This is a genomic window from Aquimarina penaris (assembly GCF_040786285.1).
In the GTDB taxonomy this organism is placed as follows: Bacteria; Bacteroidota; Bacteroidia; order Flavobacteriales; family Flavobacteriaceae; genus Aquimarina.
On sequence record NZ_JBFMKQ010000002.1, the window covers coordinates 417,691 to 429,954 of the forward strand.

Genomic DNA, 12,264 nt, shown 5'->3' on the forward strand with positions numbered 1-12,264 from the left:
TTTCAAAAAAAATTAACACAAAACACTAAATATTTATGAAATTAAGTAAGTTTTTTTACGTATTTCTTGCTGGGGCTTTTTTATTCATTAGCTGTAGCAAAGAAGAGGATCTTGATTCCGTTCAATCAGAGTCAAATGATCTTCAACAAGAGTATTCTGCAAAAGCTCTGAAACCAATCGGTTCTGGAGTAATGATGCAAGCCTTTTATTGGGATGTTCCTGCCGGGGGTACCTGGTGGAATGTTGTAAAGGGTAAAGTAGGAGCCTGGAGTAATGCCGGAGTCGATGCAATTTGGCTTCCACCGGTAAGTAAAGCGCAGAATGGTGCCTTCTCAATGGGGTATGATCCCTTTGATTATTATGATTTTGGAGAGTATAACCAAATGGGAAGTACAGAAACCCGATTTGGTTCTAGGTCAGAATTGGTGAGTTTGATCTCCTCTGCGCATAATAACGGTCTAAGTGTTATTGCAGATATGGTGCTCAATCATAATAGCGGGGGTGATCTGGAGTCTAACGAGTTTGCAGGAAAAAGCACGTATACAAAATTTACACCGCTATCAGGCAAGTTTAATAGAACAAAATATGATTTTCACCCAAATGACCAATACAATTCTGATAGTGGTTTCTTTGGTGGATTTCCTGATTTAAGTCATAATAAACCGTATGTACAGGATTGGTTATGGAAACGATCTAATTCTGTAGCGAAATACTACAAAAATACCATGAAGTTTGATGGTTGGAGATTTGATTATGTGAAAGGCTTTGCTCCTTGGGTAGCAAAAGAATTTAATAGAGCTGTAGGAGGATTTGCCGTTGGAGAATATTGGGATGGAAATGTGAATACTTTAAATTGGTGGGTTAACGAAGCTCAAATGTCTGCTTTTGATTTTGGATGTTATTATAAAATGAGAGACGCATTTATGGGTAATAACCTAAATGCACTTAGCGGAGATATGCTATGGAAGAGAAATTCTTCTAGAGCAGTTACTTTTGTAGCTAATCATGATACAGATGAGATCATTAATAATAAAATATTAGCGTATGCATATATTTTAACTCACGAGGGGTATCCTGCATTGTTCTACAGAGACTATGAAGATTGGTTAGACAAAAATAAGCTTAACAATCTGATATGGATTCATAATAATCTTGCCGGTGGAAACACTTCAAACCTTTGGACAGATAATGATGAGTATATAGCAAGAAGAAATGGAGGAGGAGGTAAGAACGGTTTGATTGTATATATCAATAATTCTAATTCATGGAAAGAAAGATGGATTCAGACAAATTGGTCAAATAGAAAAATCAAAGATTATACTGGTAATTCAGGCTGGGAACCAACTACTCAGGGAGGTAAATGGGTTAAAATTCAGGCGCCACCAAAAGGGTATTCTGTTTGGTCTTTAAAATAATAGTAAATATTATTCAATAAAACTTTGCAGGTAATAGTTTTGTAGTATATTTGCACCCTAATTATTTCTAAAGAAAGGAGGTGCAACTATGTTAATTATACCAGTTAAAGACGGAGAAAATATAGATAGAGCGTTAAAACGTTTTAAAAGAAAATTTGATCGAACAGGAACGATGCGTCAGCTTCGTAAGCGTCAAGCGTTTTCAAAACCTTCTGTTGAAAGAAGAGCGCAAATTCAAAAAGCGCAATACATTCAGCATTTAAGAGATCAAGAAGAGATTTAAAAAGTTGAAGCGTAGTCTATAGTTCTTTTCGAATTAATGAAAGACTTCGTTTTTCAGTATAAAATTTAACCGTTAGGATTCTAAAAGTTTCATACTTTTGTTTTCTAACGGTTTTTTATGTTTATCTCTGAGTTTACAGATTACTTACTTCTTGAAAAAAAATATTCGCCGCATACGGTTACGGCGTATAAAACTGATCTCTTCTCTTTTTTAGAGTTCTATCAAAAAGAATATGATATCTCAGATATTTCTAAAGCAGGGTATTCTCAGATCCGTTACTGGATTGTTGCACTGGTTGATAAAGGTATTTCTAACCGTACAGTAAATAGAAAAGTATCTTCGCTTAAAACGTATTATAAGTTTTTGCTTAAAGTCGGGCTTGTCGATAAGAACCCTTTAGCAAAACATCAAGCCCTCAAGGCTCCAAAAAAACTTCAAATTCCGTTCTCTACTCAAGAAGTTGATGATGTTTTAGAAGAGCTTACAGATCATCAGGATTTTGAAAGTGTAAGAGATAAATTAATAATAGAGCTTTTTTATGCTACTGGTATTCGTAGAATCGAGTTGGTCAACCTAAAGCTTTCAGATGTAGATTTAGGTAATCAGCAAATAAAAGTATTAGGAAAGAGAAATAAAGAGCGATACTTACCTTTACTTTCTTCAGTTTGTGGTACACTAGAGCATTATTTAAATCTTAGGTTAGAAATAATTAAGGATACAGAGAGCTCTTCTTTATTGTTGACTAAAAAAGGAGTTAAAATATACGAAACACTTGTGTATCGAATCATAAATAGTTATTTTAGTAAGGCGTCTTCAAAGGTGAAAAAGAGTCCGCATATTTTAAGACACTCATTTGCTACTCATTTACTTAACGAAGGTGCTAATTTAAATGCTGTAAAAGAATTACTCGGTCATTCCAGTTTAGCGGCTACTCAGGTGTATACTCATCATAGTGTGGCTCAACTAACAAAAGTTTATAAACAATCCCACCCAAGGAATAAAAAGTAATAGGATAAAGAAGTAGAATTATCACTCTTTTTGGCTCAAAATATTTGTTCAACCAATTAAACTAACACCTATGAAAGTGAACTTGCAATCCGTAAATTTTAATGTAGATCAAAAGTTGGTAGATTTTGTTCAAGCTAAATTGGATAAACTTGAAAATCATTTTAATCGTATTATTCATGCCGATGTATTTCTAAAAGTTATGAATACAAGTGGTAAAGAAAATAAAATTACAGAAATTTTATTAAGTGTACCTGGAGATGAATTTATAATTAAAAAAATCCATAAAACATTTGAAGGGGGTGTGGATGAGTGTGTTAGTTCATTAGAAAGACAATTGAAAAAACGAAAGGAAAAATTAAATGCACATGTTTGACTATTTTTTTTGGAAATAGTTTTGTGTAAAAAATAAATTATTATACATTTGCAGTCCGTTAGAAATAGCGGACTTTTTTATGTTCTAAAACATAGTGAAAAGCCGATGTAGCTCAGCTGGCTAGAGCAGCTGATTTGTAATCAGCAGGTCGTGGGTTCGAGTCCCTCCATCGGCTCAAAAAAAGTTGAAATTTTAAAAAAAATTGAAGCTTTTTTGATGAAATTTTGAATTGTAAAATAAATGACTATTTTTGCACACTCAAATTTCATAAGTTCATGATGAAATTGAAATTTTGAATTTATCAATTGGGGAGATACTCAAGCGGCCAACGAGGGCAGACTGTAAATCTGCTGACTATGTCTTCGCAGGTTCGAATCCTGCTCTCCCCACAATAAGTTTTAAAAACATAATCCATGTTTTGCTTGATAATTATGGATTATAATGCGGGAGTAGCTCAGTTGGTAGAGCGTCAGCCTTCCAAGCTGAATGTCGCCAGTTCGAACCTGGTCTCCCGCTCTCAACAGAGCTGATTTTAATCATCGCTGGTTAGGATTGGATTTTTAAAATAGATATAATGATTGATCGGATTTCTTTCTAAATAATGAAAGCGCTCTGGTTTGTCATTATACTTGTTAAAAAGCCGGTGTAGCTCAGGGGTAGAGCGTTTCCTTGGTAAGGAAGAGGTCACGAGTTCAAATCTCGTCATTGGCTCTTAGTGCAAAGCATAAATTGAACACTAATATATAACTAAGATTAAATAAATTAATTATGGCAAAGGAAACTTTTGATCGTTCCAAACCGCACTTAAATATTGGTACTATTGGACACGTTGATCACGGTAAAACGACTTTAACTGCTGCGATTACTAAGGTATTAGCGGATGCAGGTCTTTCTGAAGCAAGAGATTTCGATCAAATCGATAACGCTCCTGAAGAAAAAGAAAGAGGTATTACAATTAATACATCTCACGTAGAGTATCAAACAGAAAATCGTCACTACGCTCACGTTGACTGTCCAGGTCACGCCGATTACGTAAAGAACATGGTTACTGGTGCTGCTCAAATGGACGGTGCGATCTTAGTGGTTGCTGCTACAGATGGTCCAATGCCACAAACTCGTGAGCATATCCTTTTAGGTCGTCAGGTAGGTATTCCAAGAATTGTTGTATTCATGAATAAAGTGGATATGGTTGATGATGAGGAATTACTTGAATTAGTAGAGATGGAGATAAGAGACTTATTGTCTTTCTACGAGTATGATGGTGATAATGGTCCTGTAGTTGCTGGTTCTGCTCTTGGAGCTCTTAACGGAGAGCAAAAGTGGGTTGATACGGTTATGGAATTAATGAAGCAGGTTGATGAGTGGATCGAATTACCTAAGCGTGATGTAGAAAAAGATTTCTTAATGCCTATTGAAGATGTATTCTCTATTACTGGTCGTGGTACTGTTGCTACTGGTCGTATTGAAACTGGTATTGCTAACACTGGAGATCCTGTAGAGATCATTGGTATGGGAGCAGAGAAATTAACTTCTACTATAACAGGAATTGAGATGTTCCGTCAGATCCTTGATAGAGGAGAGGCTGGAGATAATGCAGGTATCTTATTAAGAGGTATTGAAAAGACTCAGATTTCTCGTGGTATGGTAATTACTAAACCAGGATCTGTAACTCCACATAAGAAATTCAAAGCTGAGGTGTATATCCTTAAGAAAGAAGAGGGTGGACGTCACACTCCATTCCATAATAACTACCGTCCTCAGTTCTACGTACGTACAACTGATGTAACAGGAAATATTGCACTTCCTGATGGAGTAGAAATGGTAATGCCTGGAGATAACTTAACAATTACAGTTGAGTTAATTCAAACAATTGCAATGAATGTTGGTCTTCGTTTTGCTATCCGTGAAGGTGGTAGAACAGTAGGTGCTGGTCAGGTTACTGAAATTTTAGACTAATACAATATATTATATATAAGAGTAAGGTATTCATTAAGGTGAATACCTTGCCTTATGTATATACGGGTTTAGCTCAGTTGGTAGAGCACTGGTCTCCAAAACCAGGTGTCGGGAGTTCGAGTCTCTCAACCCGTGCATATTATATGAGGGATTTGGGTGTCTAAAACATGGTTTGAGGTAGTTGAATTCTGAGTAAACAATTAATGGTTTTGATGAATTGTTGATTGAATTAAGTGATAAATTTTATTTACGAAGTGAAATAATTTCAATTCGTTAAAAAATATACAAGATGGCTGGATTAATAAATTACATTGCAGAATCATATAACGAGTTAAAAAATCATGTGACTTGGACTCCTTGGGCAGAAGCGCAAAGGCTTACCTTAGTCGTGATTGTTTTTTCGGTTATTTTTTCTCTGGCTATCTGGGGAATTGATACAGTGTTTAGTAATATGATAGAGTATTATTTTACTTTAGTTAAATCTTAAATTGTGAAAATGGCCGAGGTGGATAATTCAAAGAAGTGGTACGTTGTTAGGGCGGTTAGTGGTCAGGAAAACAAAGTTAAAGACTATATCGAGCGTGAAATAGCTCATATGGGTCTTGAAGATTATGTTTCCCAGATTCTTGTGCCTACCGAAAAAGTGGTTCAGATTCGTAATGGAAAAAAAATAAACAAGGAACGTGTGTATTTTCCGGGTTATGTGATGATAGAAGCTAACTTATCTGGAGAAATACCACACATTATAAAATCTATAAACGGAGTTATAGGTTTTCTTGGTGAAGTGAAAGGCGGAGATCCTGTTCCTTTGAGAAAAGCTGAGATTAATAGAATGCTTGGTAAGGTGGATGAACTTGCAGTAAAAACTGATAATGTTGCTATCCCTTACACAGTAGGAGAAACGGTAAAAGTTATCGATGGTCCATTTAATGGTTTTAATGGTACTGTCGAGAAGGTAAATGAAGAAAAGCGTAAGCTTGAAGTAATGGTGAAGATCTTTGGAAGAAAAACACCATTAGAGTTGAGTTATATGCAAGTTGAAAAAGTATAATAATTGTTACATTATATATCCAGAATTGTTCTTTTGCTTCCACATACAGAACAATTCTAATTTAAAATTAGAAAAATGGCTAAAGAGTTAAGTAAGGTTGTAAAATTACAAGTACGTGGTGGAGCGGCAAACCCATCCCCACCAGTTGGACCTGCTTTAGGTGCTGCCGGAGTAAATATCATGGAATTCTGTAAGCAATTCAATGGTAGAACACAAGATAAAGCTGGTAAGGTATTACCAGTGGTTATCAATGTGTACAAAGACAAATCTTTTGATTTTGTTATTAAAACTCCTCCTGCAGCTGTTCAAATACTGGAAGCAGCAAAACAGAAGAAAGGTTCTGGAGAGCCTAATCGTAAAAAAGTGGCTAGTGTTACTTGGGATCAAGTTCGCACAATAGCAGAAGACAAAATGCAGGATTTAAATGCATTTACGGTAGAGTCTGCTATGAAAATGATTGCTGGTACCGCTCGTTCAATGGGTGTAACTGTAAAAGGACAAGCTCCTTTTTAATCCAAAAACGTTTACAAAATGGCAAAAGTAACTAAAAAACAAAAAGAAGCGAAAGCTAAGGTGGATAGCAATAAAGCATATTCAGTCGAGGAAGCTTCTTCTTTAATAAAAGAAATAACAAGCGTAAATTTTGATGCTTCTGTAGATCTTGCTGTTCGTTTGAACGTAGATCCTCGTAAAGCAAATCAAATGGTACGTGGAGTGGTGACATTACCTCACGGAACAGGAAAAGATGTTAAAGTATTAGCATTAGTAACACCAGATAAAGAAGCTGAAGCTAAAGAAGCAGGAGCTGATTTTGTTGGTCTTGATGAATACCTTGATAAAATTAAAGGTGGATGGACAGATGTTGATGTGATCATCACTATGCCTAGTGTTATGGGTAAATTAGGACCATTAGGTAGGGTATTAGGACCTCGTGGATTAATGCCTAACCCTAAGACAGGTACTGTAACAATGGATGTTGCAAAAGCTGTTTCTGATGTTAAGGCTGGTAAGATTGATTTCAAAGTTGATAAAACAGGTATTGTTCATGCAGCAATAGGAAAATCATCTTTCGATGCTGAAAAAATAGCTGGAAATGCTAAAGAATTATTAACAACATTAGTAAAGTTGAAACCACAGACTGCTAAAGGTATATATATTAAGTCAATATATATGTCTTCTACAATGAGTCCTGGTGTAGAGATTGATTCTAAAAACTTTGCTGGGTAATTAAGATAAACGATTATGACAAGAGAAGAAAAATCACTAGTAATTGAAGACTTAACTGCTCAGTTGGCTGAAAACACTAATATTTATTTAGCTGATATTTCAGGTTTAGATGCAGGTACAACTTCAAATTTACGTAGAGCTTGTTTTAAAGCTAATGTATCATTAAAAGTAATTAAGAATACGCTTCTTGCTAAGGCAATGGAGAATTCAGATAAGGATTTTGGAGAATTACCGAATGTATTAAAAGGTAATACTTCATTAATGTTTGCAGAAACTGGTAATGCACCTGCAAAGGTTATCAAAGAATTTCGTAAGAAATCAGAGAAGCCTTTATTAAAAGGAGCTTTTATCGAAGAAGCAATCTTTGTTGGTGACGAAAACCTTGATACTTTAGTTAATATCAAGTCTAAAGAAGAAGTTATCGGAGATATTATCGGCTTATTACAGTCACCTGCTAAGAATGTTATTTCGGCATTAAAGTCTGGTGGAGGTACTATTGCAGGTATCCTTAAAACATTATCCGAGAAAGAAGGATAATAACTAGTAGTGTACGCACTTTTTAACAAATTATATTTCAATTAAAAAAAATTATTTAAAACGATAGAAAATGGCAGATTTAAAAGATTTCGCAGAACAATTAGTTAACTTAACAGTAAAAGAAGTTAATGAGTTAGCTGATATATTAAAAGAAGAATATGGTATCGAGCCTGCTGCTGCTGCAGTTGCCGTAGCTGGTGGAGCTGCTGCTGGAGGTGGTGATGCTGCTGAAGAAAAATCAGAATTTGATGTAATCCTTAAGGCTGCAGGTGGTTCTAAATTAGCAGTTGTAAAACTTGTTAAAGAATTAACTGGTCTTGGTCTTAAAGATGCAAAAGAATTAGTTGATGGTGCGCCTAAAGCAGTTAAAGAAGGAATTGCTAAAGACGAAGCAGAAGCTCTTAAAGCTCAATTAGAAGAGGCTGGAGCTGAGGTTGAGCTTAAGTAAGCTTACCATATATTGACATATAGGTTTAGACCCGGAGAGTATTCTCTGTGGTCTAAACCATTTTGCATATATACATGTTAAATGTTAAAATGTGCACCCTTTTTAAAATTTTAATTTAATTCCGTCCATTGATGTTAGCAACGCAAACAGAAAGATTGAATTTCTCTTCCGTAAAGAATAGACCTGAATATCCTGATTTCCTGGATATACAGATTAAATCTTTTCAGGATTTCTTTCAATTAGAAACAAAGTCTGAAGAAAGAGGAAACGAAGGTTTATATAATACCTTCATGGAAAACTTCCCGATTACAGATACACGTAATCAATTTGTACTAGAATTTTTAGATTATTTTGTAGACCCACCAAGATACGACCTTCAGGAATGTATAGAAAGAGGTCTTACCTATAGTGTGCCGTTAAAAGCACGTCTTAAATTATTCTGTACTGACCCAGAACACGAAGATTTCGAGACTATTGTTCAGGATGTATATTTAGGTACAATCCCTTATATGACTCCTAGTGGTACTTTCTGTATTAATGGAGCAGAACGAGTTGTTGTATCTCAGTTACACCGTTCTCCTGGAGTATTCTTTGGACAATCATTCCATGCCAATGGAACTAAATTATATTCTGCCAGAGTAATTCCTTTTAAAGGTTCTTGGATAGAATTTGCTACCGATATCAATAGCGTGATGTACGCATATATCGATAGAAAGAAAAAATTACCGGTAACTACACTTTTCCGTGCTATCGGTTTCGAAAGAGATAAAGATATTTTAGAGATATTTGACCTTGCAGAAGAGGTGAAAGTTTCTAAATCTGGATTGAAAAAGGTTTTAGGACGTAAATTAGCCGCTCGTGTTTTAAATACGTGGCATGAAGATTTTGTTGATGAAGATACTGGAGAAGTGGTATCTATCGAGCGTAACGAGATTGTTTTAGATCGTGATACAATTTTAGACAAGGATCACCTTGAAGAAATCGTTGAATCTGGAGCAAAAACTATTTTACTTCATAAAGAGGATAATCAAAAAGGTGATTACGCGATTATTCATAATACATTACAAAAAGATCCTACCAATTCTGAAAAAGAAGCGGTTGAACATATTTATCGTCAATTACGTAATGCTGAACCGCCTGATGAGGAAACGGCAAGAGGTATTATTGACAAACTATTCTTTTCTGACCAACGTTACAACCTTGGTGAAGTAGGTCGTTACAGAATGAATAAAAAATTAGGTCTTGATATTGCTATGGACAAGCAAGTGCTTACCAAAGAAGATATCATCACCATTATAAAATACTTAATCGAGTTAATTAACTCTAAAGCAGAGATTGATGATATTGATCACCTTTCTAACCGTCGTGTTAGAACAGTAGGTGAGCAATTGTCACAACAGTTTGGTGTTGGTTTAGCTCGTATGGCTCGTACGATTCGTGAACGTATGAACGTTAGAGATAATGAGGTATTTACACCAATTGATTTGATCAATGCGAAGACCTTATCTTCTGTAATTAATTCATTCTTTGGTACGAACCAGTTATCTCAGTTTATGGATCAAACGAATCCATTAGCAGAGATTACGCATAAGCGTAGACTTTCTGCCCTTGGACCTGGTGGTTTATCAAGAGAAAGAGCAGGATTCGAAGTGCGAGATGTACACTATACACACTATGGTCGTTTATGTCCTATTGAAACTCCTGAAGGACCAAACATTGGTTTGATTTCTTCACTTGCGGTATTTGCTAAAGTAAACTCTATGGGATTCTTAGAAACTCCATACCGTAAAGTTACAGAAGGAAAAGTAGACATTAGCGAGTACAGATATTTAAGTGCAGAAGAAGAGGAAGAAAAATTAATCGCACAGGCTAATATTCCATTAAAAGATGATGGAACTATAGAGTCTGAAAAGGTAATTGCTCGTATGGAAGGTGATTTCCCTGTGATTGATCCTACGAATGTTAATTATGCAGATGTTGCGCCTAACCAGATTGCCTCTATTTCGGCTTCATTAATTCCATTCTTAGAGCATGATGATGCGAACCGTGCTTTGATGGGATCAAATATGATGCGTCAGGCGGTACCATTATTAAGAGTTGATGCTCCAATTGTAGGTACAGGTTTAGAGCGTCAGGTAGCTTCAGACTCTAGAGTATTAATTAATGCAGAAGGAGACGGAGTTGTAGAATACGTAGATGCACAAAAGATTACTATTAAGTATGATAGAACCGATCAGCAAAGAATGGTTAGTTTTGATGGCGATTCTAAAACATACAATCTAATAAAATTCCGTAAAACGAATCAAGGTACCAGTATTAACCTTAAGCCAATCGTAAGAGTAGGTGATAGGGTTGCTAAAGGTCAAGTACTTTGCCAGGGATATGCTACCGAAAATGGTGAGCTTGCATTGGGTAGAAATATGAAAGTAGCCTTTATGCCTTGGAAAGGATATAACTTTGAGGATGCAATCGTAATTTCTGAAAAAGTAGTTAGAGATGATATTTTTACTTCTATCCATATCGATGAGTATTCTCTAGAGGTTAGAGATACTAAATTAGGTCATGAAGAATTAACAAACGACATCCCTAATGTTTCTGAAGAGGCTACTAAAGACCTTGATGAAAACGGAATGATCCGCGTTGGAGCTGAAATTAAGCCAGGAGATATTCTTATTGGTAAAATTACTCCAAAAGGTGAAAGTGATCCTACTCCAGAAGAAAAGCTGTTAAGAGCGATCTTTGGTGATAAAGCTGGTGATGTAAAAGATGCTTCATTAAAAGCTTCTCCTTCACTACATGGTGTAGTTATCGATAAGAAATTATTTGCACGAGCTATAAAAGATAAGAGAAAACGTTCTCAAGACAAGGAAGATATTGATATCCTAGAGAGATCTTACGATACAAAATTCGAATTGTTAAAGTCTGAGTTAGTCGATAAGTTATTTGCTATCGTTGGTGGTAAAACTTCTCAAGGAGTTATGAATGATCTTGGAGAAGAAGTATTACCAAAAGGTAAAAAGTATACTCAAAAAATGCTTAACAGTGTTGATGATTATGCTCACCTTACCAAAGGTACGTGGACAACAGATGACGATCTTAATAGCATGGTTGCAGATCTTATTCACAACTATAAGATTAAAGAAAACGATTTACAAGGTAATCTTAGAAGAGAGAAATTTACAATTTCGGTTGGAGATGAATTACCTTCAGGAATCATTAAACTTGCTAAAGTTTACATTGCTAAAAAACGTAAACTAAAAGTAGGAGATAAAATGGCAGGTCGTCACGGTAACAAAGGTATTGTTGCTCGTATTGTAAGAGAAGAGGATATGCCATTCTTAGAAGACGGAACACCAGTAGATATCGTATTGAATCCACTAGGGGTACCATCTCGTATGAACATTGGTCAGATATATGAAACTGTATTAGGTTGGGCTGGACAAAAATTAGGTAGAAAGTATGCTACCCCAATTTTTGATGGAGCTTCCTTAGATCAAATCAACGGATTTACAGATGAAGCTGGAATTCCTAGATTTGGACATACATATCTATATGATGGAGGTACAGGAGATCGTTTTGATCAAGCAGCTACAGTAGGTGTGATTTACATGCTTAAATTAGGCCACATGGTAGATGATAAGATGCACGCGCGTTCTATTGGTCCATACTCATTGATTACTCAGCAACCACTTGGTGGTAAAGCTCAGTTTGGTGGTCAGCGTTTTGGAGAGATGGAAGTTTGGGCACTTGAAGCGTATGGAGCTTCAAGTACACTTCGTGAGATATTGACTGTGAAATCTGATGATGTTATAGGAAGAGCTAAAACATACGAAAGTATCGTTAAAGGTGAGCCTATGCCAGAACCGGGATTACCAGAATCTTTTAATGTATTAATGCACGAATTAAAAGGTCTGGGTCTGGATATCAGATTAGAAGAATAAAAAATAGTTTGCAGTAAGCAGTACG

12 protein-coding genes and 5 tRNA genes are annotated in these 12,264 nt (G+C 35.7%); all 17 read left to right on the forward strand.

Going from position 1 to position 12,264, the window contains the following annotated elements:
• Nucleotides 1–35 precede the first annotated feature (35 nt).
• The 17 genes from ABW637_RS11400 to rpoB all read left to right on the forward strand — a co-directional run bounded on the left by ABW637_RS11400 (nt 36) and on the right by rpoB (nt 12,239).
• Nucleotides 36–1,415, forward strand: coding sequence for an alpha-amylase (locus ABW637_RS11400; RefSeq protein ID WP_367584822.1), 1,380 nt, complete (start codon nt 36–38; stop codon nt 1,413–1,415).
• 88 nt (nt 1,416–1,503) lie between these two features.
• Nucleotides 1,504–1,698 (forward strand): 30S ribosomal protein S21, encoded by a 195-nt coding sequence (rpsU, locus tag ABW637_RS11405; RefSeq protein WP_024768892.1) that lies wholly within the window; start codon nt 1,504–1,506, stop codon nt 1,696–1,698.
• A gap of 117 nt (nt 1,699–1,815) precedes the next feature.
• Nucleotides 1,816–2,706, forward strand: a complete 891-nt coding sequence (locus ABW637_RS11410) for a tyrosine-type recombinase/integrase (protein WP_367584823.1) — start codon at nt 1,816–1,818, stop codon at nt 2,704–2,706.
• A gap of 70 nt (nt 2,707–2,776) precedes the next feature.
• Nucleotides 2,777–3,079, forward strand: a complete 303-nt coding sequence (hpf, locus tag ABW637_RS11415) for a ribosome hibernation-promoting factor, HPF/YfiA family (protein ID WP_367584824.1) — start codon at nt 2,777–2,779, stop codon at nt 3,077–3,079.
• Between the two features lie 101 nt (nt 3,080–3,180).
• Nucleotides 3,181–3,254 (forward strand) — tRNA-Thr (locus ABW637_RS11420).
• 132 nt (nt 3,255–3,386) lie between these two features.
• Nucleotides 3,387–3,468: transfer RNA gene (locus ABW637_RS11425), tRNA-Tyr, on the forward strand.
• 54 nt (nt 3,469–3,522) lie between these two features.
• A tRNA-Gly gene (locus ABW637_RS11430) sits at nt 3,523–3,595 on the forward strand.
• A gap of 123 nt (nt 3,596–3,718) precedes the next feature.
• Nucleotides 3,719–3,790 (forward strand) — tRNA-Thr (locus ABW637_RS11435).
• A 57-nt stretch (nt 3,791–3,847) separates the two neighbouring features.
• Nucleotides 3,848–5,035, forward strand: a complete 1,188-nt coding sequence (tuf, locus tag ABW637_RS11440) for an elongation factor Tu (protein WP_367584825.1) — start codon at nt 3,848–3,850, stop codon at nt 5,033–5,035.
• 62 nt (nt 5,036–5,097) lie between these two features.
• Nucleotides 5,098–5,170 (forward strand) — tRNA-Trp (locus ABW637_RS11445).
• A 154-nt stretch (nt 5,171–5,324) separates the two neighbouring features.
• Nucleotides 5,325–5,522 (forward strand): preprotein translocase subunit SecE, encoded by a 198-nt coding sequence (secE, locus tag ABW637_RS11450; protein ID WP_367584826.1) that lies wholly within the window; start codon nt 5,325–5,327, stop codon nt 5,520–5,522.
• Between the two features lie 9 nt (nt 5,523–5,531).
• The gene (gene nusG / locus ABW637_RS11455; protein WP_367585294.1) at nt 5,532–6,086 is read left to right on the forward strand and encodes a transcription termination/antitermination protein NusG; all 555 of its coding nucleotides are present in this window, start codon (nt 5,532–5,534) and stop codon (nt 6,084–6,086) included.
• A gap of 75 nt (nt 6,087–6,161) precedes the next feature.
• Nucleotides 6,162–6,599, forward strand: coding sequence for a 50S ribosomal protein L11 (gene rplK / locus ABW637_RS11460; RefSeq protein WP_210197189.1), 438 nt, complete (start codon nt 6,162–6,164; stop codon nt 6,597–6,599).
• Between the two features lie 18 nt (nt 6,600–6,617).
• On the forward strand, nt 6,618–7,313 hold the full coding sequence (gene rplA / locus ABW637_RS11465; protein WP_367584827.1) for a 50S ribosomal protein L1: 696 nt from the start codon (nt 6,618–6,620) through the stop codon (nt 7,311–7,313).
• Nucleotides 7,314–7,328: 15 nt separating this feature from the next.
• Nucleotides 7,329–7,850 carry a 50S ribosomal protein L10 gene (gene rplJ, locus ABW637_RS11470; RefSeq protein ID WP_367584828.1) on the forward strand — a complete coding sequence of 174 codons (522 nt, stop codon included), beginning with the start codon at nt 7,329–7,331 and terminating at the stop codon, nt 7,848–7,850.
• Between the two features lie 70 nt (nt 7,851–7,920).
• Nucleotides 7,921–8,298: a 50S ribosomal protein L7/L12 gene (gene rplL / locus ABW637_RS11475; protein WP_367584829.1), complete on the forward strand. Its 378-nt coding sequence runs from the start codon at nt 7,921–7,923 to the stop codon at nt 8,296–8,298.
• A 131-nt stretch (nt 8,299–8,429) separates the two neighbouring features.
• Complete coding sequence (rpoB, locus tag ABW637_RS11480) at nt 8,430–12,239, forward strand: DNA-directed RNA polymerase subunit beta (RefSeq protein WP_367584830.1); 3,810 nt, start codon at nt 8,430–8,432, stop codon at nt 12,237–12,239.
• Nucleotides 12,240–12,264: the final 25 nt, after the last annotated feature.

What these genes read in the sequence shown, in the direction of transcription:
- rplK (WP_210197189.1), top strand. Translation starts at nt 6,162, where the DNA reads ATGGCTAAAGAGTTAAGTAAGGTTGTAAAATTACAAGTACGTGGTGGA.
- ABW637_RS11410 (WP_367584823.1), top strand. Translation starts at nt 1,816, where the DNA reads ATGTTTATCTCTGAGTTTACAGATTACTTACTTCTTGAAAAAAAATAT.
- tuf (WP_367584825.1), top strand. Translation starts at nt 3,848, where the DNA reads ATGGCAAAGGAAACTTTTGATCGTTCCAAACCGCACTTAAATATTGGT.
- rplL (WP_367584829.1), top strand. Translation starts at nt 7,921, where the DNA reads ATGGCAGATTTAAAAGATTTCGCAGAACAATTAGTTAACTTAACAGTA.
- nusG (WP_367585294.1), top strand. Translation starts at nt 5,532, where the DNA reads ATGGCCGAGGTGGATAATTCAAAGAAGTGGTACGTTGTTAGGGCGGTT.
- rplA (WP_367584827.1), top strand. Translation starts at nt 6,618, where the DNA reads ATGGCAAAAGTAACTAAAAAACAAAAAGAAGCGAAAGCTAAGGTGGAT.
- ABW637_RS11400 (WP_367584822.1), top strand. Translation starts at nt 36, where the DNA reads ATGAAATTAAGTAAGTTTTTTTACGTATTTCTTGCTGGGGCTTTTTTA.
- rplJ (WP_367584828.1), top strand. Translation starts at nt 7,329, where the DNA reads ATGACAAGAGAAGAAAAATCACTAGTAATTGAAGACTTAACTGCTCAG.
- rpoB (WP_367584830.1), top strand. Translation starts at nt 8,430, where the DNA reads ATGTTAGCAACGCAAACAGAAAGATTGAATTTCTCTTCCGTAAAGAAT.
- rpsU (WP_024768892.1), top strand. Translation starts at nt 1,504, where the DNA reads ATGTTAATTATACCAGTTAAAGACGGAGAAAATATAGATAGAGCGTTA.
- secE (WP_367584826.1), top strand. Translation starts at nt 5,325, where the DNA reads ATGGCTGGATTAATAAATTACATTGCAGAATCATATAACGAGTTAAAA.
- hpf (WP_367584824.1), top strand. Translation starts at nt 2,777, where the DNA reads ATGAAAGTGAACTTGCAATCCGTAAATTTTAATGTAGATCAAAAGTTG.